Annotated in this window: 23 protein-coding genes; 10 read left to right on the forward strand and 13 right to left on the reverse strand. The window is 65.2% G+C overall.

Annotation, left to right across the window (positions count from 1 at the left end; translation table 11 throughout):
* The first annotated feature begins 126 nt into the window (after nt 1-126).
* The 3 genes from GVL12_RS14840 to GVL12_RS14850 all read left to right on the forward strand — a co-directional run bounded on the left by GVL12_RS14840 (nt 127) and on the right by GVL12_RS14850 (nt 1,831).
* The gene (locus tag GVL12_RS14840) at nt 127-867 is read left to right on the forward strand and encodes a TerC family protein (protein WP_159915312.1); all 741 of its coding nucleotides are present in this window, start codon (nt 127-129) and stop codon (nt 865-867) included.
* Between the two features lie 114 nt (nt 868-981).
* On the forward strand, nt 982-1,425 hold the full coding sequence (locus GVL12_RS14845; RefSeq protein WP_200843774.1) for a hypothetical protein: 444 nt from the start codon (nt 982-984) through the stop codon (nt 1,423-1,425).
* Nucleotides 1,426-1,483: 58 nt separating this feature from the next.
* Nucleotides 1,484-1,831 carry a phage holin family protein gene (locus tag GVL12_RS14850; RefSeq protein WP_159915314.1) on the forward strand — a complete coding sequence of 116 codons (348 nt, stop codon included), beginning with the start codon at nt 1,484-1,486 and terminating at the stop codon, nt 1,829-1,831.
* Here GVL12_RS14850 and GVL12_RS14855 read toward each other — a convergent pair.
* Nucleotides 1,805-3,343, reverse strand: a complete 1,539-nt coding sequence (locus GVL12_RS14855) for a M48 family metalloprotease (RefSeq protein ID WP_159915316.1) — start codon at nt 3,341-3,343, stop codon at nt 1,805-1,807. The genes GVL12_RS14850 and GVL12_RS14855 overlap by 27 nt on opposite strands.
* A gap of 103 nt (nt 3,344-3,446) precedes the next feature.
* Between GVL12_RS14855 and moaC the strand changes: the two genes are divergently transcribed.
* Nucleotides 3,447-3,926, forward strand: coding sequence for a cyclic pyranopterin monophosphate synthase MoaC (gene moaC, locus GVL12_RS14860; RefSeq protein ID WP_159915318.1), 480 nt, complete (start codon nt 3,447-3,449; stop codon nt 3,924-3,926).
* Between the two features lie 305 nt (nt 3,927-4,231).
* On the opposite strand, the gene GVL12_RS14865 is transcribed toward moaC, so the two are convergent.
* From GVL12_RS14865 to sucC, 7 genes are all read right to left on the reverse strand, one after another.
* Nucleotides 4,232-4,780: a pilin gene (locus GVL12_RS14865; RefSeq protein WP_159915320.1), complete on the reverse strand. Its 549-nt coding sequence runs from the start codon at nt 4,778-4,780 to the stop codon at nt 4,232-4,234.
* A gap of 277 nt (nt 4,781-5,057) precedes the next feature.
* Complete coding sequence (gene tfpZ, locus GVL12_RS14870) at nt 5,058-5,834, reverse strand: TfpX/TfpZ family type IV pilin accessory protein (RefSeq protein WP_159915322.1); 777 nt, start codon at nt 5,832-5,834, stop codon at nt 5,058-5,060.
* A gap of 121 nt (nt 5,835-5,955) precedes the next feature.
* Nucleotides 5,956-6,516, reverse strand: coding sequence for a pilin (locus GVL12_RS14875; RefSeq protein WP_159915324.1), 561 nt, complete (start codon nt 6,514-6,516; stop codon nt 5,956-5,958).
* Between the two features lie 211 nt (nt 6,517-6,727).
* Complete coding sequence (locus tag GVL12_RS14880; RefSeq protein WP_159915326.1) at nt 6,728-7,324, reverse strand: FHA domain-containing protein; 597 nt, start codon at nt 7,322-7,324, stop codon at nt 6,728-6,730.
* A gap of 101 nt (nt 7,325-7,425) precedes the next feature.
* The gene (locus GVL12_RS14885; RefSeq protein ID WP_159915328.1) at nt 7,426-8,160 is read right to left on the reverse strand and encodes a PP2C family serine/threonine-protein phosphatase; all 735 of its coding nucleotides are present in this window, start codon (nt 8,158-8,160) and stop codon (nt 7,426-7,428) included.
* 317 nt (nt 8,161-8,477) lie between these two features.
* On the reverse strand, nt 8,478-9,371 hold the full coding sequence (gene sucD, locus GVL12_RS14890) for a succinate--CoA ligase subunit alpha (protein WP_159915330.1): 894 nt from the start codon (nt 9,369-9,371) through the stop codon (nt 8,478-8,480).
* 20 nt (nt 9,372-9,391) lie between these two features.
* Nucleotides 9,392-10,552 (reverse strand): ADP-forming succinate--CoA ligase subunit beta, encoded by a 1,161-nt coding sequence (gene sucC, locus GVL12_RS14895; RefSeq protein ID WP_159915332.1) that lies wholly within the window; start codon nt 10,550-10,552, stop codon nt 9,392-9,394.
* A gap of 193 nt (nt 10,553-10,745) precedes the next feature.
* Between sucC and argC the strand changes: the two genes are divergently transcribed.
* Nucleotides 10,746-11,678: an N-acetyl-gamma-glutamyl-phosphate reductase gene (gene argC, locus GVL12_RS14900; RefSeq protein ID WP_159915334.1), complete on the forward strand. Its 933-nt coding sequence runs from the start codon at nt 10,746-10,748 to the stop codon at nt 11,676-11,678.
* Between the two features lie 201 nt (nt 11,679-11,879).
* On the opposite strand, the gene recX is transcribed toward argC, so the two are convergent.
* Both recX and recA read right to left on the reverse strand, forming a co-directional pair.
* Nucleotides 11,880-12,347 carry a recombination regulator RecX gene (gene recX / locus GVL12_RS14905; protein ID WP_159915336.1) on the reverse strand — a complete coding sequence of 156 codons (468 nt, stop codon included), beginning with the start codon at nt 12,345-12,347 and terminating at the stop codon, nt 11,880-11,882.
* A gap of 66 nt (nt 12,348-12,413) precedes the next feature.
* Nucleotides 12,414-13,526, reverse strand: a complete 1,113-nt coding sequence (gene recA / locus GVL12_RS14910) for a recombinase RecA (protein ID WP_235033873.1) — start codon at nt 13,524-13,526, stop codon at nt 12,414-12,416.
* Between the two features lie 175 nt (nt 13,527-13,701).
* Between recA and GVL12_RS14915 the strand changes: the two genes are divergently transcribed.
* The 3 genes from GVL12_RS14915 (at nt 13,702) to GVL12_RS14925 (ending at nt 16,476) form a co-directional block, all read left to right on the forward strand.
* Complete coding sequence (locus GVL12_RS14915) at nt 13,702-14,226, forward strand: MarR family winged helix-turn-helix transcriptional regulator (protein WP_159915340.1); 525 nt, start codon at nt 13,702-13,704, stop codon at nt 14,224-14,226.
* 107 nt (nt 14,227-14,333) lie between these two features.
* On the forward strand, nt 14,334-15,008 hold the full coding sequence (locus GVL12_RS14920) for a response regulator transcription factor (protein ID WP_159915342.1): 675 nt from the start codon (nt 14,334-14,336) through the stop codon (nt 15,006-15,008).
* A 19-nt stretch (nt 15,009-15,027) separates the two neighbouring features.
* Complete coding sequence (locus GVL12_RS14925; RefSeq protein ID WP_159915344.1) at nt 15,028-16,476, forward strand: sensor histidine kinase; 1,449 nt, start codon at nt 15,028-15,030, stop codon at nt 16,474-16,476.
* Nucleotides 16,477-16,491: 15 nt separating this feature from the next.
* Here GVL12_RS14925 and GVL12_RS14930 read toward each other — a convergent pair whose 3' ends face one another.
* Complete coding sequence (locus GVL12_RS14930) at nt 16,492-17,457, reverse strand: LysR substrate-binding domain-containing protein (RefSeq protein WP_159915346.1); 966 nt, start codon at nt 17,455-17,457, stop codon at nt 16,492-16,494.
* 140 nt (nt 17,458-17,597) lie between these two features.
* Between GVL12_RS14930 and GVL12_RS14935 the strand changes: the two genes are divergently transcribed.
* Together GVL12_RS14935 and GVL12_RS14940 are read left to right on the forward strand one after the other, a co-directional pair.
* Nucleotides 17,598-18,563: a tripartite tricarboxylate transporter substrate binding protein gene (locus GVL12_RS14935; protein WP_159915348.1), complete on the forward strand. Its 966-nt coding sequence runs from the start codon at nt 17,598-17,600 to the stop codon at nt 18,561-18,563.
* Nucleotides 18,564-18,586: 23 nt separating this feature from the next.
* Nucleotides 18,587-19,516 (forward strand): N-formylglutamate amidohydrolase, encoded by a 930-nt coding sequence (locus GVL12_RS14940; protein WP_159915350.1) that lies wholly within the window; start codon nt 18,587-18,589, stop codon nt 19,514-19,516.
* 91 nt (nt 19,517-19,607) lie between these two features.
* Here GVL12_RS14940 and GVL12_RS14945 read toward each other — a convergent pair whose 3' ends face one another.
* Both GVL12_RS14945 and GVL12_RS14950 read right to left on the reverse strand, forming a co-directional pair.
* Nucleotides 19,608-20,297, reverse strand: coding sequence for an SPOR domain-containing protein (locus GVL12_RS14945; protein ID WP_159915352.1), 690 nt, complete (start codon nt 20,295-20,297; stop codon nt 19,608-19,610).
* 13 nt (nt 20,298-20,310) lie between these two features.
* The coding region (locus GVL12_RS14950) for a biotin--[acetyl-CoA-carboxylase] ligase (RefSeq protein WP_200843775.1) at nt 20,311-21,130 on the reverse strand (820 nt) is incomplete at its 5' end.

The following is a 21,130-nucleotide window of genomic DNA, read 5'->3' on the forward strand; positions in this document are numbered from 1 at the left end:
TCTGGCTGTCGCAGGAAGGTGCTTGAGAGTTCGCGCATCCGCTTCCTTCCGACGCGGGGGTATCCTGGCTATGGCTTTGTGCCGCCGGATTCCTGCCGCTTTTTGGCATTCGACTACGAGGTTTTTATGGATTTGGACTTCCTCACGCATGCGCCCTTCTGGGTCGCATTGGGTCAGATCATCATCATCGACATTCTGCTCGGTGGTGACAACGCGGTGGTGATCGCACTGGCCTGCCGCAAGCTGCCGCCGGCGCAGCGCCGCAAGGGCATCATCTGGGGTACGGCGGGTGCCATCATCCTGCGCGTGATCCTGATCGCTTTCGCGATGACACTGCTGGCCCTGCCTTTCCTGAAGTTCGTCGGCGCGCTGCTGCTGGTGTGGATCGGTGTCAAGCTCATCGCTCCCGATGAAGACGCCCATGACGGCATCCAGGGCAGCGACAAGCTGCTGGCCGCGATCAAGACCATCATCGTCGCCGACCTGGTGATGAGCGTGGACAACGTGATTGCCATCGCCGGCGCCGCACAGAGCTCGGGCGAACACCAGATGCTGCTGGTCACGCTGGGTCTGCTGATCTCGATCCCCATCATCGTCTGGGGCTCGCAGCTGGTCATCAAGCTGATGGACCGCTTCCCGCTGATCATCGTCGCCGGCGGCATGCTGCTGGGCTGGATCGCGGGTGGCATGCTGGTGTCCGATCCGGTCTTCGCCAACACCGACAAGTGGCTGTGGATGCCCAAGCTCGAGCAGACCAAGGTCCTGCAGTACGGTGCCCAGATCGTGGGTGCGCTGCTGGTGCTGGCTGTCGGCAAGTACGTCGCCTCGCGCAAGCCCAAGGTCGCCCACGGCTCCGGCCACGCCTGATGCGGCAGGGTTTGCGGCCCGCCGGCACAAGCCGGCGCCGCAGGCCTTCCCTCTTGCCAAGGCAGGCCCTTCAAGGCCTGCCTTTTTCATTGGCGCAGCCAGACCGGAGTTCTCTTGACCCGCACTACCTTCATTGTCTATGTGGACGATGCGCCCCATGCATTGCCGCTGCTCACGTCGCTGGCCTCCTCGTTCGAGGCCGGCAACCCCCGCTGGCTGCTGGTCGCCTGCGCGCCGCGCATCACCCACCGCGCGAGCAAGTGGGCCAGCCACCGCAGCCGGGAAAACTGGCGCAACCAATGGGCCGACAAGCTGTTTGCCCAGCTCGCTCCGAGCCTGCAGCGGCCTGATGGGCAGGCCGATGTGACGCAGCTGCTGGCGCGTCAGCCCCTGCCCGAGTTGCTGGCCGAATTGCAGCAGACCTATGGCCAGGTGCAGGTCGTCGACGCACGCCGTCCCAAGCGCGAGGAACCCGCACCGCAGCGCTGGGGTCCGTCGGGCCTGATCGCGGGCATGGGCAGCCTGCTGGCGTGGACTTTGGGCGAGTCTTTGGCTTGATGGGCCGCAAGCCCTGAGATGGGGTGCGCCAGTTTCATGGCGCTGCTATGCTGGCGCCATGAAACTCCTCATCCAATGGTTCCTCTACGCCGCTGCGCTGCTTGCCGTGGCGGCGGTCTACGGTGGCGTGGAAATCCGCAGCTTCGGCACGGCGCTGATCGCGGCGCTGGTCATAGGCCTGCTCAACGCCTTCGTCCGGCCGGTGCTGGTGGTCTTGACGCTGCCGGTCACGCTGGTCACGCTCGGGCTGTTCCTGTTCGTCGTCAATGCGCTGATGTTCTGGGCTGCGGCCAGCGTGCTCGAGGGCGTGCATGTGAGCGGCTTTGGCGCGGCCTTCCTGGGCTCGCTGATCTACTCGGCGCTGGGCCTGGTCATCGATTCAGCGCTCCGCCGTCTGTTCCCGTAAAAGTTCCTGGGTCGCGCGCAGCCGGGTGTCGATGATCGATGCCTCGAAGTGGTCGTTTTGCGTGCCGCCGCGCCGGGCGAGTTCCTGCCCGGCCCGGAAGCGGTCCACCGCCGCCGCATAGTCGTAGTGCGCGGCCTGGGCTTCGCCTTCGGCGCGCAGCGCGCGCAAAGGCTGGTTCTGCGCCTGCCAGACCTGTGCCAGCGCCTGCCAGGCCGCGGCATCGCGCGGATACAGCGTGACCCAGGTCTGCAACGGGCTGGCCATGGACTGTGCCTGGCCCAGGCGCAGCAGAATCTGGGTGCGCAGCAGCAGCACGGGCCGCGAAGGCTTGTCGGCCGTGTCGTCGGCTTCGATCACCGGAGCCAGCGCCTGCAGCGCCGCCTGCGGCTGGCCCGCGGCGAGCTCGAGTTCGGCCGCAAGCAGGCCCGCCTGGCGCAGGCCCTGGGCATCGCCCGCCAGCGCCTGCGTGAGCGCCGGCAAGCCGGCGCGCGCGGGGCCGTAGTCCTGCAGCTGGATATGCGCGAGCACCGCCGCATACAGCGCCGCCACGCGCTGGGCCTGTGGCTGGGCCGCAAAGCCGCTCGATTCGGGCAGGCGCGCCCATTGGCGCAGCACGTCCACGCCTGGGCGCGAGAGCACGCGCGCACGCGCGGCCATCATGCCGTGCTCTAGCGACGGCGCGGGCTGGGCCAGCGACTGGCCCGCGGGCAGCCGCGACTGCATGTCGGCAATGCGCTCGCTGGTCAGCGGGTGGCTGCGCAGGTAGGGCCAGCTGCCGTTGTCGTTGAGCCGGTTGGCCTGCTGCAGCCGGTCGAACATGCCGACCACGCCCTGGGGCGAGAAGCCTGCGGGCGCGAGCAGGCTGTAGCCCATGCGGTCGGCTTCGCGCTCCATGTCGCGCGAGAAGTTGAGCTGGTTCTGCACCATCGCCGCCTGGCCGCCTATCATCAGCGCCTGGGCCGCGTCGGGGCTCTTGGCCGCGGCCAGCGCGCCCAGGATCATCGAGCCTATCACCAGCGGCGTATGCCGGCTTTGCTGGGAAATCATGCGCGCGATGTGCCGCTGGCTCACGTGGCTCAGTTCATGGGCCAGTACCGAGGCGAGTTCGTCGCGCGTGCCGACCACGCCAATCAGCCCCAGGTGCACGCCGAAATAGCCGCCGGGCAGTGCAAACGCATTCACCGAGCGGTCGCGGCCCAGCAGGATCTGCCAGGCAAAGCGCTCGTCGAGCTCGGGCGAGAGCTCGCCGCGCGCGCGCGCCGCGGCCAGCAAGGGCTTCCATATGCCCTCGACATACTCCTGCAGCGGCGCGTCCTCGAGGTAGTCGGGGTCGCGGAACAAGGAGCGGATGATGCGGTCGCCCATGCGACGCTCGTCGCTGGTGGTGATGCTCGCGCCATCGCCCAGCGTGGGCAATTGCAGCTGGGCCGCGAGCGGCGGCGGCAGCAGCGTTGCGCCGGCCAGCACGACCGCCAGCAGCGCGCGCAAGGGATTTTGTGGGAATGAAGGCATTGTCTGGAACCTGGGGGCATCGCCGGCCCGGCCGGCGGTGGCAGTGGTACACCCCACTATGATGCCCGCATTGTCGTAATGTTCCGTCGGACACCACCCCCTCATGACTTCACCGCTCACCCATTTCGACGCCCAGGGCCAGGCCCATATGGTCGATGTCGCCGCCAAACCCGCGACCCACCGCATAGCGATTGCAGAGGGCCGCATAGAAATGCTGCCCGCGACGCTGGCGCTGATCGCCTCGGGCAGCGCGAAAAAAGGCGATGTGCTGGGCATTGCGCGTATCGCGGGCATCATGGCCGCGAAAAAGACCAGTGATCTGATTCCGCTATGCCATCCGCTGGCGCTGACGCGCGTGGCCGTGGAGTTTGAATTGGTTGATGCCGATAACGCCGTCGCATGCCGCGCCACCGTGGAAACGGTGGGCCCCACGGGTGTGGAGATGGAAGCGCTGACGGCGGTGCAGATTGCGCTGCTGACCATTTACGATATGTGCAAGGCCGCGGATCGGGGAATGACCATGACCGGCGTGCGCGTGCTGGAAAAGCATGGGGGGAAGTCGGGGTCGTGGCAGAGCACCTGAAGCACCCCATCAGCCGCTACGCGGCGGCCCTTGCTCGGAGCCCCTGTGCTGGGGCACGCCGGTTTCATGGGCTGTGGGTGGCGTGAGCGCCAGAGATAGCTGACTTTATCTTCCGTTCATCCTGGGCGAGGTAGGCGAGACGAAGTCTCGCCATGCGTTATCAAGAAACAGCGTGGAATGAGGACAGGCCGTTCATGGTGCGACGGGCGCGCCGAGCGAAGCTCACCACGAACGGTTTCCCTGTTCGCCCAGGGCCTGTCGACGGATAAACGGCGTGCGCTCAGAATCCAGCAGCACAATGCGCATCAAGGCATCACATAGCGGCAATTTGCCGGCAAATACTTGAACGCGGACTGTGTGGCAATGCCGCAGCCCCAGACCATGGGCTGGGCCGCACGCATGGGACCGGAGGGCAGTGCCGAGTTGGTCACGGTGCCGCTGCCAGGCGTCAGCAAAAGAGGCGCGCCCAGTGCCGTGGCTACCTGGCCTGCATAGGTGATCGTGATTCGAGCATCACCCATTATGGGCGCCGCGAGTACAGGAACGCCGGCAATGGCAATCGCTGCAACATGCGAGCCAGCGGCATATTCATAGTTATAGGATGCCAAGTTTTCGCTGGCTGCAGTGGGAGCGCCAGTGCCGGCATAAGCAGCAACACCCGCCGTGTTGACGGTGAAGAAGGCATCTGCCACTGCAGCTTTGGCGGCAGTCGCCAGACCCAGCCCTTCGCTGACCCGCGCGCGAATCGTGTAATCCTGATACGCGGGCAGCGCTACGGCCGCCAAAATCCCAATGATTGCCACGACCACCATCAGTTCGATCAAGGTGAAACCTTGTTGGAGGATGCGCTTCATTGAAAGCTCCTTGGAAAATATTCGGTAGCCCATTTGCCAGTATTCGCGCTGAAAAACGCAGTAGGACGGTGGGGTCATCTCAGGTGTAGTTGATCCGATTTCTGAATCCACTCGTACTCAGCCTAGCGTAAGGAAATTTTCCAAGGATAGATGGACAATGCGTCGAAATCTGCGAGTTCTTACGCTTCGACAAGCTCACCGCAAATGGCTCCTCCGTTCGTCCTAAGCCTGTCGAAGGATGAACGGCCAGTCCTCAAGGCAGCGCCAAAACGGTTTATCAGCGCGGAATGAATCCATCACCCGGAATATAGGTAAAAGGCTCCATGTTTCGCGCATCGATCAACGCCACCCAGTCCATGGATCGAGCGCTGGTGAGGGGCAGCCAAATAATGGACGGATAGGGTACGTTGAATTTTTCCGCAAGGCGGGTGATTTCCGCATGCTTGTCCGGATAGACCGCAAGCAGTTCGGGCAGGCTTCTGCTAGCTACCCTGACTTTTTCTTTGGCGGGTGCATATTCCTCCCACATTTCCGGGCGTACCGAAGGCTCCTTGCCGGCAATGGACAACTCTATGCTACGTAACATCTCAGGGCCATCTTTGGGGATGCGGGTACTCAGCAACTTCGGGCCCAGCAGTGGCAGATTTTTCCAATGGTCCGGCGCCTTTTCCAGATCATCGGAGTCGATTTCCGTGGCGTTGATCATTCGCAGGCGGTCAGTTTCAAACACGATATAGACCGGGCGAATCTGGTAGATGGTCCAGACGCCATAGCCAAGCGCCGCCAGTTGGATGACTATTACGATGGCTGCGTCGGTGGCCAACACCCGGCCAGGCTTCTTGGGGTTCCAGATGACAAACAGAAGCAGGGGGCCGCAAATTATGTCAACGGTGACGATCAACCAGTAGAGCGAGGTGCTGCCGGTGATATTGGAAAGGGGGGCGGTAAACCAGAGCTGAAAAATAACGGCTGAGATAATGATCGCAATGCTTAGAGAAAATGCAATGTGAATGACTGTGGCTTTAACTCTTTCATTGGAGATACAATTTTTCATCTCTGTATTGATTTTTCAATAGAAAAGGGCCGATGAACGGCCCTTTTAACAACGTCCGGCGCTATCGTTTTCAGAATATAGATATTCTGGAGTTCATTGGCGTGAGGAGCGAGGATGGAAATTAGTCGCCAGATGCAGCCACTACCGCAGGGAAGCGGCAGTTTGCAGGCAAAAATTTGTAGGCGGTAGTTGTGACAGTGCCGCATCCCCACACGATAGGCTGTGCACGAACCACGAGACCGCTAGGAGTACCCGTGTTGTTTACCGTGCCGCTGCCAGGAGTCAGAAGCAAAGGAGTGGTCAGTGACGTAGCTACGTTCCCGCCATAAGTGATAGCAATTTGCCCGCTGCCGGCGATAGGCGTGGGAGGCATTGCAGCAATGGCGATAGACGTCACGTTGGTGCCAGCGGTAAATTCAAAACCATAGGAAGCATTGCCGGCCGCAGGGGCCGGAGGCGCGCCAGTGCCAGAATAGGCCTCGATGGTACCTGTATTGATGCTGGCCACACCTTCAGAAACAGCTGTTTTGGCAGCGGTTGCCAGGCCCAGGCCTTCGGTGACGCGTGCGCGGACCGTGTAATCCTGATAAGCCGGCAATGCCACAGCCGCCAAAATGCCAATAATCGCCACAACGATCATCAGTTCGATCAAGGTAAAACCTTGCTGGATAGTGCGCTTCATCTAAAGCTCCTGGGGTAAAAAATAGGTAACCCACATCAGCAAGTGTTGTGCCAATGCGGGTTGAGTCAACGGTCTTGCGTCGCCATAAGGTTTGGTTGCAAATCCAGCGACGTTTCAACATTTTCTGACAAGTTTGCCGTATGCGTATGACAAATTTGTCAATTGCGCGCGTCTATTGCCAAAACATGTCATTCCCGCGCCGCATGGAATCTCAGGCGCTGGTCTGTAGCAGCAAAAACTGCAAGCGGCTGCCCGCAAGCTCGATCAGATCGCCATGCTGCAGCGGCCGGGGCTCGGTGCCCACGGCCAGGCCGTTGAGGCACAGGCTGCCGTCCGCGCCTTCGGTGCGTGCGACGGTAAAGCCCATGGCCTTGCGGGTGATGGCGGCCACGGCGACGCCGGGTTTACCCAGTGTGGTCACGGGCTTGACCAGTGCGACTTCGCGGCCGGTGTCGCCTTCGAGCCGCAGGCAGGCGGGCTGGGCGGCCGCGGCGGCCACGCCCCAGGCCGCGTATTCCTGCGGCGTGAACTGCAGGCTTAGTTGGTACTGGCCGATATGCAGCAGATCGCCGTGGTGGATTTCCTGGCGCGTGATGCGCTGCTGGTTCACATAGGTGCCGTTGGTGCTGTGCAGGTCTTCGATGGATACGCGGCCGGCCGTGCAATGGAGCAGCGCATGCTCGCCGCTGACGGCCAGGTTGCTGATCACGATGTCGTTGTAAGGCCGGCGCCCGAGCGTGGTGCGCTCCTTGGTCAGCGCGACTTCCTTGATGACGGCTCCGTCAATTGAAATGACCAGGCTGGGCATGCACGGGACTCCTGCGGGTGATTGGCGCGCGCAGCCTTGGGCGAAGGCGGCAGCCAACACGGGAGTTTAGAGGGTTTTTCCGGGAATCGCCGGCCTGTGGATCAGTCCGCGGGCGCGGCCTCGACGCTGGCGAGGATGACGCTGATATTGTCATGCCCGCCCAGCGCGTTGGCACGCGCGATCAGCTGCTCCACCTGGCGCGCCAGCGGCTCGGGCATGGCCAGCAGCGCTGCGATCTCGCCTGCGCTGAGCAGGTCGCTGAGTCCGTCGGAGCAAAGAAGGATGCGGTCGCCGGCTTCCAGCGGCTCTTCGCGCAGCGTGGGTTGCGCGCTATCGGAGACGCCGAGCGCGCGCGTGATCAGATGGCCCAGCCCGGACTGCGCCGCCGCATCGGCGCTGATCTGGCCGGTATCGAGCTGCTCCTGCAGCCAGGAGTGGTCGCTGGTGAGCTGCGCCAGCGTGCCGCGGCGCCACAGATAGGCACGCGAATCACCGAGGTGGGCAAGGACCAGCCGGCCCTGCGTGAACACCGCCGCGACCACCGTGGTGCCCATGCCCTGGCACTCGGCGTGGTGGCTTGCATGCGCGCGCACTGCGGTGTTCGCGGCCTGCACGCAATGCTCGAGCGCCCGGTGCACCGCCGCCATGCGCGGCGGCCGGGCCGGCGTCGCGGATTTCAGCGCGCTGCGCTGCAGCGACTGCGCAATGGATTGCACCGCGAGTGCGCTGGCGACTTCTCCGGCCCGGTAGCCGCCCATGCCGTCGGCAAGCACTGCCACGGACCAGGCGGGCGCTACCTCGACATGCACGGCATCTTCATTGTTGGTGCGCACCATGCCGCAGTCGCTGCGCTGCGCAAATGCGTAGCACCACTGTGGCGGTGGCGGGGAGGGGCGGCAAAAGCGCAGAAGCACGGGCAGATGGGTAAAGAAGGCAGGAAAGGATGCAGCCGGGTGGTGGGCATTGTGGCGATTGTCCCGGGGCAGGCAATGACCCTTAGGCTGTTGTGTGCAGCAATGGTTCCACTTGTTGCGCAGCCCAACGAAAAAAAGGATGGTGCCCTGCGCGCCATTGCAGCGCGAAAAGCATCCATCCTTTGTCCTGCGGGCTGCGCTGCGAGAGCGCGGCCCCAGGGGGCGTCAGGCGCCGTGGATCAGATCAGACCCTTGAGCAGACGCGCCATTTCGGACGGGTTGCGGGTGATCGTGAAGCCGCACTCTTCCATGATGGCGAGCTTGGCATCGGCCGTGTCGGCACCGCCGGAGATCAGCGCGCCGGCGTGGCCCATGCGCTTGCCTGCGGGAGCCGTGACGCCGGCGATGAAGCCGACGATGGGCTTCTTCATGTTGGCCTTGCACCACAGGGCGGCTTCGGCTTCATCGGGGCCGCCGATTTCACCGATCATGATCACGGCGTCGGTGTCCGGATCGTCGTTGAAGGCCTGCATCACGTCGATGTGCTTGAGGCCGTTGATCGGGTCGCCACCGATGCCGACAGCGGACGACTGGCCAATGCCCAGTTCGGTCAGCTGGGCCACGGCTTCATAGGTCAGCGTGCCGGAGCGCGAGACCACACCGATGCGGCCCTTCTTGTGGATGTGGCCGGGCATGATGCCGATCTTGATCTCGTCGGGCGTGATCAGGCCGGGGCAGTTGGGGCCCAGCAGCAGCGTGCGCTTGCCGCCAGCGGCTTCCTTGGCCTTCATGCGGTTGCGCACTTCGAGCATGTCACGGACTGGAATGCCTTCGGTGATGCAGATTGCCAGGTCCAGGTCGGCTTCGACGGCTTCCCAGATCGCGGCAGCGGCGCCTGCGGGCGGCACGTAGATCACCGACACGGTGGCGCCGGTTTGCTGTGCAGCGTCCTTGACCGAACCGAAGATTGGGATGTTGAAGATCGACTCGCCGGCCTTCTTGGGGTTCACGCCCGCGACGAAGCAGTTCTTGCCGTTCGCGTATTCCTGGCACTTTTCGGTGTGGAACTGGCCTGTCTTGCCGGTGATGCCCTGGGTGATGACTTTGGTGTCTTTGTTGATATAGATCGACATATTGCTATCTCCAGGGTCTATTACTTGACGGCTTCAACAATCTTGGTGGCAGCTTCAGCCATGGTGTCGGCCGAGATGATGGGCAGGCCGGATTCGGCCAGCATCTTCTTGCCCAGCACTTCGTTGGTGCCCTTCATGCGAACCACCAGCGGCACTTGCAGGTTCACGGCCTTGCAGGCCGTGATCACGCCGGTGGCGATGGTGTCGCACTTCATGATGCCGCCGAAGATGTTGACCAGAATGCCTTCGACCTTGGGGTTCTTCAGCATGATCTTGAAGGCTTCGGTGACCTTCTCGGGAGTGGCGCCGCCGCCCACGTCCAGGAAGTTGGCCGGCTCGCCGCCGAACAGCTTGATGGTGTCCATGGTCGCCATGGCCAGGCCGGCGCCGTTGACCAGGCAGCCGATGTTGCCGTCGAGCGAGATGTAGGCCAGGTCGAACTTCGAGGCTTCGACTTCGGCCGGATCTTCTTCGTCCAGGTCGCGGAAGGCAACGATTTCGGGGTGGCGGAACAGCGCGTTGGGGTCGAAGTTGAACTTCGCGTCCAGGGCGGTGATGGTGCCCTTGCCGTCGCGGTTCAGCGGGTTGATCTCAACCAGCGACGCGTCGGTGTCCATGTAGCACTTGTAGATCTTCTGGCAGATGTCGATGAACGAGGCCACCGAATCTTCAGGCATGCCGATGCCCTTGGCGAGTTCTTCGCCATTGGCCTGGGTGAAACCTTGCAGGGGGTCGACCATCACGGTGATGATCTTCTCAGGCGTGGCGTGGGCCACTTCCTCGATGTCCATGCCGCCTTCGCTGGAGGCAATGAATGCCACCTTTTGCGTGGCGCGGTCGGTCACGGCCGACAGGTAGTATTCCTGCTGGATGTCAGCGCCGTCTTCGATGTACAGGCGGCGGACCTTCTGGCCTTCGGGGCCGGTCTGGTGCGTCACGAGCTGCATGCCGAGGATTTCGCCGGAGATGCGCTTGACGTCTTCAATGCTCTTGGCGACCTTGACGCCGCCGCCCTTGCCGCGGCCACCCGCGTGGATCTGGGCCTTCACGACCCAAACCGGGCCGCCGAGCTTCTGCGCCGCTTCGACGGCTTCTTGTACGGTGAATGCAGGAATGCCGCGCGGAACGGGCACGCCGAACGTACGCAAGATTTCCTTGCCTTGATATTCATGAATCTTCATGAGCTGTCTCTCTCTCAGGAATGGTGGTTTACCCGGTTGCCATAATGCTGTCTGGCCGCGGGCGTGGGACATGGCAATCCGGAAATGTATCATGCTGCGATGCACCATCCCTGGTGTAAAACTACTAACCTATATACTGGCTTTTGCGCTGCCCGCGTAGCGCAAGGCCGGGAACGATTGCAGGAGTTCTTCCATGTCCAAAGTGTTCATTGACGGCGAAGCCGGCACCACGGGTCTGCAGATCCGCGAGCGGCTGCAGGCGATGCCGGGTGTCGAGCTGATCAGCATCGCGCCAGAACTGCGCAAGGACCCGGTGGCCAAGCGCGCCCTGGTCGCCGGCGTGGACCTGGTGATCCTGTGCCTGCACGATGACGCCGCGCGAGAGACCGTGGCCATGGTCGATGCCATCGCCCAGGAAACCGGCCGCAGCATCAAGATCATCGATGCCTCCACGGCCCACCGCACCGCGCCGGGCTGGGTCTATGGCTTTCCCGAGCTGTGCGACGGCCAGCTCGAGGCCGTCAAGACCGCGACGCGCGTGTCCAACCCCGGCTGCTACGCGACCGGCGCCATTGCCTTGCTGCGCCCGCTGGTCGATGCGGGCCTGTTGCCTGCGGATTTCGGCGTGAGCCTGCCTTCGGTGTCGGGTTATTCGGGCGGCGGCCGCCCGATGATAGAAGCCTACGAGGCCGGCACCGCCGCGCCTTATGAGGCTTACGCCCTGGGCCTGGCGCACAAGCACATCGCGGAAATCATGCGCTATACGGGCCTCACACGCCGTCCACTGTTCATTCCCGCCGTGGGCAATTTCGCCCAGGGCATGCTGGTGCAGCTGCCCCTGCACCTCGACCTGCTGCCCGGCGCGCCCAAGGCCGCCGACCTGCACGACGCGCTGGCCAGCCATTACGCGCGCACCGCGACGCCCGAGCAATGGGTGTCGGTGCTGCCGCCCACCGACGACGGCAAGCTCGCCGCCGATACGCTGGCCAATACCAACAAGCTTGAACTGCGCGTGTTTGCGAATGAGCAATACCGCCATGCGGTGCTGATCGCCCGCCTGGACAACCTGGGCAAGGGCGCGAGCGGCGCGGCGGTGCAGAATCTGCAGTTGATGCTGGGAATATAAGAATTCACCCCCTGAGCGGCTTCGCCGCTTCCCCCTCTCAACCTGCGGTGGAGGGGGACGGCAGCATCGCTGCGGGGCGGCCCTTGCTCGCTGCCCCTGGCTTGGGCCGTGCCAGTTTCGTCGGGTATGGCGATACAAGCGCTGAAAAGAAAACCCGCCGGCAGTGCACGGCCTTATCCGGCATGCTGCGGACGCGTTTCTTCAGCCTTGGTCGGCGATGTCCTCGGGCACCTGGCCGGCCACCACTTTGCGCACGATCTCGCCGGAGAATCCGCGGCTGGCGAGAAAACGCATCTGCTTGAGCTTGTCCTGCGGACTGTCGGCCGGCGCGCCGAAGCGCTGGCGCCAGATGGCGTGGGCGCGCGGCCATTCGGTGGCGCGCAACTCTTGCGTGGCGGCGCGCACCGTATCGTCGTCCAGGCCCTTGCTGCGCATTTCCTGGACCACGCGCGCCGTGCCCAGCTTGCTGCCGCGGCGGTAGGCGACGGACTGCGCGACGCGCTCGGGGTTGATGAAGTCCCTGGCTTCGAGTTCGTCGAGCACGGCCGCGAGGTCGTCGCCTTCGGCGACATGGCCGGCGAGCTTGCGCTCTAGCTCCAGGCGCGAGTGCTCGCGCTGGGCCAGCAGGCGCAGCGCGCGGCCTTTGAGGGAAAGAGTGGCAAAGCCCATGGGTCTGGAGTCAGTGGATGCCGGTCAGCCACCGGCGCGCAGCGGCAGGCTGCGCGCTGGCGTTGCTTACTCGCCGGCAGCGGCGGCCTTCTCTGCCTTGTCCGCTTTTTCGGCCTTGTCCGCGGCCTTGTCGGCCTTCGACGGCTTGCCGGCGGCCGGGGCGGGCGCGGTGCCGGCCAGCAGCGAGATGCCCAGGCCTTCGCGCACCCGGTTTTCGATCTCGTGCGCCAGGTCGGGGTTCTCGCGCAGGAATTCACGCGCGTTGTCACGGCCCTGGCCGATCTTCTCGCCGCGGTAGGCGTACCAGGCGCCCGACTTGTCGAGGATCTTGGCTTCGACGCCCATGTCGATGATTTCGCCTTCGCGCGAGATGCCTTCGCCGAACAGGATGTCGAACTCGGCGGTCTTGAACGGCGGGCTGACCTTGTTCTTGACCACCTTCACGCGGGTTTCGTTGCCGATCGCGGTATCGCCCTTCTTGATCGTGCCGGTGCGGCGGATGTCCAGGCGCACCGAAGCGTAGAACTTGAGCGCATTGCCGCCGGTGGTGGTTTCGGGCGAGCCGAACATCACGCCGATCTTCATGCGGATCTGGTTGATGAAGATGACCATGCAATTGGTCTTCTTGATGGTCGCGGTGAGCTTGCGCAGCGCCTGGCTCATGAGGCGGGCCTGCAGGCCGGGCAGGGCGTCGCCCATGTCGCCTTCGATTTCGGCCTTGGGCGTGAGCGCTGCGACCGAGTCGATGACGATCAGGTCGACGGCACCCGAACGCACCAGGCTGTCGACGATCTCGAGCGCCTGTTCGCCGGTGTCGGGCTGGCTGATCAGCAGGTCGGACAGCTGCACGCCCAGCTTCTGTGCGTATTGCACGTCGAGCGCATGCTCGGCGTCGACGAACGCGCATTGGCCGCCGATCTTCTGCATTTCGGCAATCACCTGCAGCGTGAGCGTGGTCTTGCCCGACGATTCCGGGCCGTAGATTTCGACCACGCGGCCGCGCGGCAGGCCGCCTACGCCCAGCGCGATGTCCAGGCCCAGCGAGCCCGTGGACACGACCTGGATGTCTTCGATGACTTCGCCTTCGCCCAGCCGCATGATGGTGCCCTTGCCGAACTGCTTTTCGATCTGCGCCAATGCGGCTTGCAGGGCCTTGGCCTTTTCGGTGTTGGCGGCGATGGCGGGGTTGGTGCCCTTGACAGTGGTGACGTCCATGAAAAACTCCTAGAAAGCAATGATTTGGATAGCACCGTCTGTCTGTTGTTACTGCCAGGCTGGATGCTTGAACAGTAGTTTATGGGCGTTGTCTCGGCGTGTATAGATGATTTTTAGTCAGTTTGCCTGACAATAAGGCATGGCCTCGTCTTCCCATTCCACCTCCGCGCCGGCGCCTCTTGCGCCGGCGTCCGACGCCTGGCGCCAGACCCATCTGGGCCGGCTGCTCGGGCATGCGATGCGCCGCTTCGATGCGCGCGTGATGCAGCTCATGGCGCATGCGGTCGAAGTGCCGCTGGCGCTGTCCAACCTGGCGGCGCGCGACCAGGTCAGCGCCGCGCACATCCATATCACGCGCCATCTGTCGCTGGGCGGCGACCGGCTGACCGACCTGGCCGAACGCGCGGGCATGAGCAAGCAGGCCATGGCGGATCTGGTCGAGCAGTGCATCGCCTGGGGCCTGGTCACGCGCGAAGCCGATGCGCGCGACCGGCGCACGCGCTGGCTGCGCTTCACGCCCACGGGGCTCAGCTGGCTGCAGGCGTTCGAAGCGGCCGTGGCCCAGGCCGAGGCCGAGTTTCGCGCCGAAGTGGGTGACGAGGTGGCGACCGTGGTCGCGCTGGGGCTCGAAGCCTATGCCGGCGCCCACGGCCGACCTGCGTAATCCAGGCGAAAACCCCCTGGCGTAGCGCCACGGTCCGCCCCTAGAATGGCGACAAAACCCGGACCTGGCGGTCGTGCACCGCCGCGCCCATCCAGGAAAGAAGTCGCATGCGCATTTTGATTGCAGAAGACGACCAGGTCTTTGCCGATGGCCTGTTGCGCAGCCTGCGCGGGTCGGGCGCCGTGGTCAGCCATGTGGCCAGCGGCAGCGAGGCGGAATCGGTGCTGATGACCAGCAGCGAGTTCGACCTGCTGATCCTCGACCTGGGCCTGCCCAAGATGCACGGCCTCGAAGTGCTGCGCCGGCTGCGCGGGCGCGGCGACGGCCTGCCGGTGCTGATTCTCACGGCGGCCGACAGCGTCGAGGAGCGCGTCAAGGGGCTGGATTTCGGCGCCGATGACTACATGGCCAAGCCGTTCAGCCTGCAGGAGCTCGAAGCGCGCGTGCGCGCGCTCACGCGCCGCGGCATGGGCGGCGCGAGCAGCACCATCAAGCACGGGCCGCTGGTCTATGACCAGTCGGGCCGCGTGGCGACGATAGACGGCAAGATGGTCGAGCTCTCGGCGCGCGAGCTGGGCCTGCTCGAAGTGCTGCTGCAGCGCGCGGGCCGCCTGGTCAGCAAGGACCAGCTGGTCGAGCGCCTGTGCGAGTGGGGCGAGGAGCTGAGCAACAACGCCATCGAGGTCTATATCCACCGCCTGCGCAAGAAGATCGAGCATGGGCCGATACGGATTGCGACGGTGCGGGGCCTGGGATATTGCCTGGAAAAGATTCGCGATTGAACATGCGCGGACCGGGCGCATGAAAGTCTTCCAGCGCGAGCAATATTCGCTGTTCGGCGGCATCCTGGACTGGATGCTCACGCCGTTGCTGCTGCTGTGGCCCGTGAGCCTGGCGCTGACCTGGCTGGTCGCGCAGGGGCTGGCCAACCAGCCGTATGACCGGGCACTGGAGTATGGCGCGCGCGAACTCGCCGGGCTGGTGCAGCAAGGCCAGCCGCAGTTCAATCTGGCGCATGCGATGAAGCATAACCTGCGCGCGAGTGCGTCGGACCATGTGTATTACCAGGTGCTAGACCCGCAGGGCCGGCTGGTCGGGGGGGAGCCGGATCTGCCCAGGCCGCCGTGGACCGATACCGAGCGGCACAATGGCGAAGTCCAGCTGTACGACGCCGAGCTGCGCGGCGTGGACATGCGGCTGGCCGCGGTCTGGGTGCCACTGGGGGGCGAAGGCCAGCGGGCGCTGGTGCAGGTGGCCGAGACCCGCAATCAGCGCAGTGCGCTGGCCGCTGAAATCATCCGCGGCGTGATGCTGCCGCAATTCGTTGTCTTACCGCTGGCGGTGATGCTGGTCTGGATGGCGCTGGCGCGCGGCATCACGCCCTTGCACCGGCTCGAGGAGCGCATTCGCGCGCGCAAGCCCGATGACCTGTCGCCGCTCAATTTCCAGGACGTGCCGCTCGAGGTCGCGCCGCTGGTGAATGCCGTCGATGACCTGCTGGGCCGGCTGGGCGAGTCGCTGGCGACGCAAAAGCGCTTTCTGGCCGATGCCGCGCACCAGCTCAAGACGCCGCTGGCGGGCCTGCGCATGCAGGCCGATCTGGCGCAGCGCGAAGGCACGAGCACGCAGGAGCTCAAGCGCTCGCTGCAGCAGATCGGCCGGGCCAGCATGCGCGCCAGCCATACCGTCAACCAGCTGCTCGCGCTCGCGCGCGTCGAAGGCACGGGCGCGGCGCTGGCCAAGCAGCGCTGCGATCTCGCGCGGCTGGTGATCGACGTGGTGCGCGACTCGGTGCCGCGTGCGCTCGACAGGTGCGTGGACCTGGGCTACGACGGCGCCGAACCGGGTGCGCCCGGCGTCTGGATGGACGGCAACCCGACGCTGCTGACCGAGCTGGTGCGCAACCTCGTGGACAACGCCATCAACTACACGCCGTCGACGCCCGAGCAGCCCGGCGTGGTCACGGTGCGGTTGCTGACCGACACCTTTGACCGGATGCTGGTGCTGCAGGTCGAGGACACCGGCCCGGGCGTTCCCGAGGCCGAGCGCGCGCTGGTGTTCCAGCCGTTTTACCGCGCGCTGGGCACGCAGGCCGACGGCTCGGGGCTGGGCCTGCCCATCGTGCAGGAGATTGCGCGCCTGCATGGCGCCCAGGTGTCGCTCGAGCCCGCGCGCGCGCAGCAGATGCCGCCCGGCGCGCGCTTCAGCGTGCGCTTTGCGGCGTTGCCGCTGCTGCTTTCGGCGCGCTGAGCCGGCTGCGGCGCATCACGCGGCGGCCTGGGCCGAGGCTGCGCGGCCCGCCTCGCTGGCCGCGATCATGGCCGCACTGGACTGCGCGGCCGACTCCAGCAGCCAGTTGCGGAACGTGCCCAGCGCACCATGGTGGGAGCGGCCTTCGGGGTAGCAGAACCAGTAGCCGAGGTGGCTGGTGTAGCCATGGCCGGGCAAAGGTTCGGTGACCAGCCCCGAGGCGATTTCGTCCTGCACCAGGCAACGCGGCACCAGCGCCACGCCCATGCCCGCCATGACCGCGCGGATGATGCTCTGGAACTGGTCGAACTGCGGGCCGTCGAGCGCGCGCATGCCGGTCACGCCATGGGCCAGGCTCCACTGCGCCCAGGCGTCGGGAATGGTCACATGGCGCAGCCGGGTGCAGGCGATCAGGTCCTCGGGCGTGCGCAGGCGCAAGGCGCCGGGGCTGCTTGCGGGCGGCGCGATCAGCGCGACCTGCTGCCCGACCAGATAGTGGGCGCGCGCGCCCGGCCAGTGGCCGTCGCCGAACAGGATGGAGCAGTCGAGCGTCGGGCTTTCGAAGTCATAGCCGTGGACATAGGGCACGAAATGCAGCGTGACCTGGGGCTCGCGCTGCTGGAACTGCGGCAGCCGCGGGATCAGCCACTTGGCACCGAAAGTGGGCAGCACCGACAGGTAGAGCGCACCATTGCGGTCATCGCTGGTGATCAGCTCCAGCGTCGCGGCCTCGAGCTGGGAGAGCAGCGTACGCACGCTGCGTTCATAGCGTTCGCCGGCCGGGGTCAGCGTGAGGCGCTTGCGGTTGCGCTCGAACAGCGTCACGCCCACCCATTTCTCTAGCTCCTGGACCTGCTTGCTGACCGCGCTTTGCGTGAGGTGCAGCGCCTCGGCCGCCCGCGAAACCCCGCCGAAACGCACCACGGTGGAAAAAGCCCGCAACAGGTGTACGGGAGGATTGAGGCGGCGCAAACTGGTCATGGATATCAATCACAGAGAATGGCGAGGGATGCTCATAAAGCTTGAATATATTCCAATTTGGAATGATAACAGGCACAGGTATTGCTTTGTCTTCGTGGCGAATTCCGTTAATCTTTCTTATCGAAAAGGAAAATATCACCATGCAACGTCGTCACTTTATTGCCTCCATCGCCGCCACAACTGTCGTTCCAGGAATGTCTTTTGCGCAGGACAATAGCCGGCCCCTGCGCATCGTGGTGCCTTTTCCCCCGGGCGGCTCCACCGACATGGTCGTGCGCAACCTGCAGGACGTGCTCGGTCGCATCCTGAACCAGCCCGTGGTCATCGAGAACCGCGCCGGTGCCGGCGGCTCGATCGGCATGGCCGAAGTGGCGCGTGCCACCGACAACCTGACGCTGGGCGTGGCCACGCTGTCGACCCATGGCGTGAACCCCGCCGTGCTGACCAAGATGCCCTACGACGCCACCAAGGACTTCGTCGGCGTGACCGAAATGGTCAAGGCACCGGGCGTGATCGTGGTCAACCCCACGGCCCTGCCCGTCAAGGACATGGCCGAACTCGTTGCCTACCTCAAGGCCAACCCCGGCAAGGTCAGCTATGCGACGCCCGGCAACGGCACCATCGGCCACATGTGGGGCGAGCTGTTCAAGCGTGCCACCGGCACCGACATGCTGCACATTCCCTACCGCGGCGCCGGCCCGGCCATCAATGACGTGCTCGGCGGACAGGTTCACGTGTACTTCGATCAGGTCGCCTCGTCGCTGGCGCAGATCAATTCCGGCAAGCTGCGCGCGATCGCCGTGAGCTGGCCGGAGCGCCTGGACGTGCTGCCCAATGTGCCGACCTATGCCGAACTCGGCTACAAGGACATCAACGATCCTTCGTGGTTCGGTCTGGTTGCGCCCAAGTCCATGCCCGCCGCCCAGGTCGCACGCGTGCAGAAGGCCGTGGCCGCCGCGCTCAAGGAAGACGTGGTCAAGCAACGCATGGCTGCCCAGGGTCTGTACCCCACGGGCACGACGACCGTGGCATTCACCAAGCAGATCGAGACCGAGATCGCGAAGATGAAGCAGGTCGCCGCCTACGCCAAGATTCAAATCGACTGATTCTCCTTACTTCCAGCTTGCCTATGCATCCCGTCCTGCAATTGATCAGCCAACGTTTCCAGCACGCCCAGCCCGGAGTGGCAGGCGTGGCCCACGCGCCCGCTGCGGCCCAGATGGTGACCAGCGTCCCCGGCACCAGCGCCGTGGTGCTGGATTCGCCGCACAGCGGCACCTGGTACCCCGACGACTTCGGCTCCTGCCTGCCGCTGGCCACCCTGCGCCAGGCCGAAGACACGCATGTCGAAAAGATCTATGCGTTCGCGACGGCGCTGGGCGTGAGCTGGGTCGAGGCGCATTTCCCGCGCATCTACCTCGATGCCAACCGTGACACCACGGAAATCGACACCGGCATGATCGATGGCGACTGGCCCCTGCCTGTCACCGACGATCAGGTGGTGCTGCAGAAGGTGCGGCTGGGCAAGGGCCTGATCTGGAAGTTCACCGATGCCGGCGTGCCGATCTATGACCGCGTGCTGTCGGTGGACGAACTGCTGGCGCGCATAGAGCGCTGCTGGAAGCCTTACCACGCGGCCGTGGCCAAGGCCATAGACGCCGCCCATGCGCGCCATGGCTACAGCATCCACATCAACTGCCATTCGATGCCTGCGGTCGCGGCCAGCCATGCGACGCTGCACCCGGGCCTGGTGCATGCGGATTTCGTGATCGGTGACCGCGACGGCACGACCGCCGACACGCGCCTGTCGCAGCGCATCTGCGCTTTCCTGCGCGCGCGCGGCTACAGCGTCGACTACAACCACCCCTACAAGGGCGTGGAGCTGGTGCGCCGCTACGGCAACCCGGCAGACAACCGCCACAGCATCCAGATCGAGATCAACCGCAAGCTCTACATGGACGAGCAGACGCTGGCGCTGGACCAGGCCGGCTATCTGCGCCTGACAAAGGATCTGCAGGCCCTGGTCGAAGACCTGATGGTCCTCGATCCACGCGCCTGAGCGGCCCCTGCGCATGCAAAAAAGCCCGGTTTCTCCGGGCTTTTTTTCGTCTGCCGTGGGGCGCGGGGGCCGGCCATCCGGCGTAAGCCGCTCAGGGGGTGCAAGCCCGCAAGGGCTTGCCCGCGAACGCCGGCAGCGCTTCAAGCTGCGCGCGCAGCGCGGGCGTGGCCGCGGGCAGGCGCAGCACGAAGCCGTGCTTGTCGGGGCGCTCCTGCACCACGCGCGCGCTGCGCACGCCCTGGCGCACGAGCTGGGTCAGTTCGCGCGTGGCGGCTTCCTCGCTCGCGAAGCGGCCCAGGGACAGCCCGGGCTCCAGCACTCCGCCCGCGCGGTCATGGTCGAGCTTGCGCGCCGTGAGTTCGGCGCGCTTCTTCTCCAGCGCCTGGTTGTCGGCAAACTTGCCCATGTAGACCATCCAGCGGCCCGACTGGGTGAACGGTGCCAGGTTCCAACTGCCTTCGGGCAATTGCAGCACCAGCGCGCGGCGCAGCGTGTCCGATGCGTCATCGTCATAGATGCCGGCCTGCAGGCACTGGGCCGGGCCGTCCTGGGCCGCAGTCGGTGCGCCCGGGGAAGGTGGGGCAGCCGGTGCCGCCATGGTCTCTGGTGCGGGCGCCGCGGGTTGCTGCAGCTGCAGCGTTTCGGGGCGCAGTTGCTGGCGCAGCCGCTCGGGCTCGCTGTGCTGCTGGGGCGCCCAGCCCAGGCTGGCCAACGCACCCTGGCTCCAGGCGAAATAGCCGGCATTGGCCAGCAGCAGGATCAACAGGGCGATGCGCAGCATGGGAGGCTTTCTGTCAGGAAAGAGGCGCGGGCCGGGGGCGCACGCTGATGTCCGAACTGGTCACGGCGCGCAGGCCGGCGGCGGTCTGCACCAGCAGCGCGCCGTCGGGGCCCACGCCCTGGGCCAGGCCGCGTTGGCCGTCGCTCAGGTTGACTTCGCGCTGCGCCAGCAGATCGCGTTCGGCGAACTGCGCGCGCACGGGCGCAAAGCCATGCCGGGCAAACGCCTGCAAGGCGCGCACCAGCGGCGGCACGATACGGCCCAGGGCCGTGGGCGCGTCGAGCGCGGGGTCGACTTCGCGCAGGCTGGCCGGCGTGGTCGACAGGCCCTGGCCATCGGGCGCGCGCACGTTCAGCCCCACGCCGATCACCACATAGCGGTCCGGGCCCGCGAGGCCTATGCCGCTGGCGGTTTCGATCAGGATGCCGCCGAGCTTGCGGTCGCCTTCGAGCCAGAGGTCGTTGGGCCATTTGAGGCCCAGGCGCAAGCGGTCTTCGCCCGCGGCGGGCAGTTGCGGCTGCAGGCTCTGCGCCAGGCTCACGCCCACGGCCAGCGACAGGCCCGACCATTCGGCCGGGGCCATGGGCAGGCCCAGGGAAAACGTCAGCGAATCACCGATCTCGCTGACCCACTGGCGGCCCAGCCGCCCGCGGCCCGCGGTCTGTTGCTCGGTGACCAGCAGGATGGGCTCGCAGCGGCCGGCGCGCGCGCGACGCATCAGTTCGGTGTTGGTCGAGTCGACTTCGGGCAGGATCTCGACGCTAAAGCCTTCGAGCAGCGGGCTCACGGCCTGCCACAGGGCCTCGGCGGGCCAGCGGATGGGGTGGGGGGGC

The sequence above is a fragment of the Pantoea sp. 18069 genome (assembly GCF_902706035.1).
Taxonomy (GTDB): domain Bacteria; phylum Pseudomonadota; class Gammaproteobacteria; order Burkholderiales; family Burkholderiaceae_C; genus Comamonas.

What these genes read in the sequence shown, in the direction of transcription:
- GVL12_RS14915 (WP_159915340.1), top strand. Translation starts at nt 13,702, where the DNA reads ATGGCCTCGTCTTCCCATTCCACCTCCGCGCCGGCGCCTCTTGCGCCG.
- GVL12_RS14850 (WP_159915314.1), top strand. Translation starts at nt 1,484, where the DNA reads ATGAAACTCCTCATCCAATGGTTCCTCTACGCCGCTGCGCTGCTTGCC.
- argC (WP_159915334.1), top strand. Translation starts at nt 10,746, where the DNA reads ATGTCCAAAGTGTTCATTGACGGCGAAGCCGGCACCACGGGTCTGCAG.
- sucD (WP_159915330.1), bottom strand. Translation starts at nt 9,371, where the DNA reads ATGTCGATCTATATCAACAAAGACACCAAAGTCATCACCCAGGGCATC.
- recX (WP_159915336.1), bottom strand. Translation starts at nt 12,347, where the DNA reads ATGGGCTTTGCCACTCTTTCCCTCAAAGGCCGCGCGCTGCGCCTGCTG.
- GVL12_RS14875 (WP_159915324.1), bottom strand. Translation starts at nt 6,516, where the DNA reads ATGAAGCGCACTATCCAGCAAGGTTTTACCTTGATCGAACTGATGATC.
- GVL12_RS14945 (WP_159915352.1), bottom strand. Translation starts at nt 20,297, where the DNA reads ATGCTGCGCATCGCCCTGTTGATCCTGCTGCTGGCCAATGCCGGCTAT.
- GVL12_RS14885 (WP_159915328.1), bottom strand. Translation starts at nt 8,160, where the DNA reads ATGGTGCGCACCAACAATGAAGATGCCGTGCATGTCGAGGTAGCGCCC.
- GVL12_RS14920 (WP_159915342.1), top strand. Translation starts at nt 14,334, where the DNA reads ATGCGCATTTTGATTGCAGAAGACGACCAGGTCTTTGCCGATGGCCTG.
- GVL12_RS14880 (WP_159915326.1), bottom strand. Translation starts at nt 7,324, where the DNA reads ATGCCCAGCCTGGTCATTTCAATTGACGGAGCCGTCATCAAGGAAGTC.
- tfpZ (WP_159915322.1), bottom strand. Translation starts at nt 5,834, where the DNA reads ATGAAAAATTGTATCTCCAATGAAAGAGTTAAAGCCACAGTCATTCAC.
- GVL12_RS14840 (WP_159915312.1), top strand. Translation starts at nt 127, where the DNA reads ATGGATTTGGACTTCCTCACGCATGCGCCCTTCTGGGTCGCATTGGGT.
- sucC (WP_159915332.1), bottom strand. Translation starts at nt 10,552, where the DNA reads ATGAAGATTCATGAATATCAAGGCAAGGAAATCTTGCGTACGTTCGGC.
- moaC (WP_159915318.1), top strand. Translation starts at nt 3,447, where the DNA reads ATGACTTCACCGCTCACCCATTTCGACGCCCAGGGCCAGGCCCATATG.
- GVL12_RS14855 (WP_159915316.1), bottom strand. Translation starts at nt 3,343, where the DNA reads ATGCCTTCATTCCCACAAAATCCCTTGCGCGCGCTGCTGGCGGTCGTG.
- GVL12_RS14940 (WP_159915350.1), top strand. Translation starts at nt 18,587, where the DNA reads ATGCATCCCGTCCTGCAATTGATCAGCCAACGTTTCCAGCACGCCCAG.
- GVL12_RS14925 (WP_159915344.1), top strand. Translation starts at nt 15,028, where the DNA reads ATGAAAGTCTTCCAGCGCGAGCAATATTCGCTGTTCGGCGGCATCCTG.
- GVL12_RS14865 (WP_159915320.1), bottom strand. Translation starts at nt 4,780, where the DNA reads ATGAAGCGCATCCTCCAACAAGGTTTCACCTTGATCGAACTGATGGTG.
- GVL12_RS14930 (WP_159915346.1), bottom strand. Translation starts at nt 17,457, where the DNA reads ATGACCAGTTTGCGCCGCCTCAATCCTCCCGTACACCTGTTGCGGGCT.
- GVL12_RS14935 (WP_159915348.1), top strand. Translation starts at nt 17,598, where the DNA reads ATGCAACGTCGTCACTTTATTGCCTCCATCGCCGCCACAACTGTCGTT.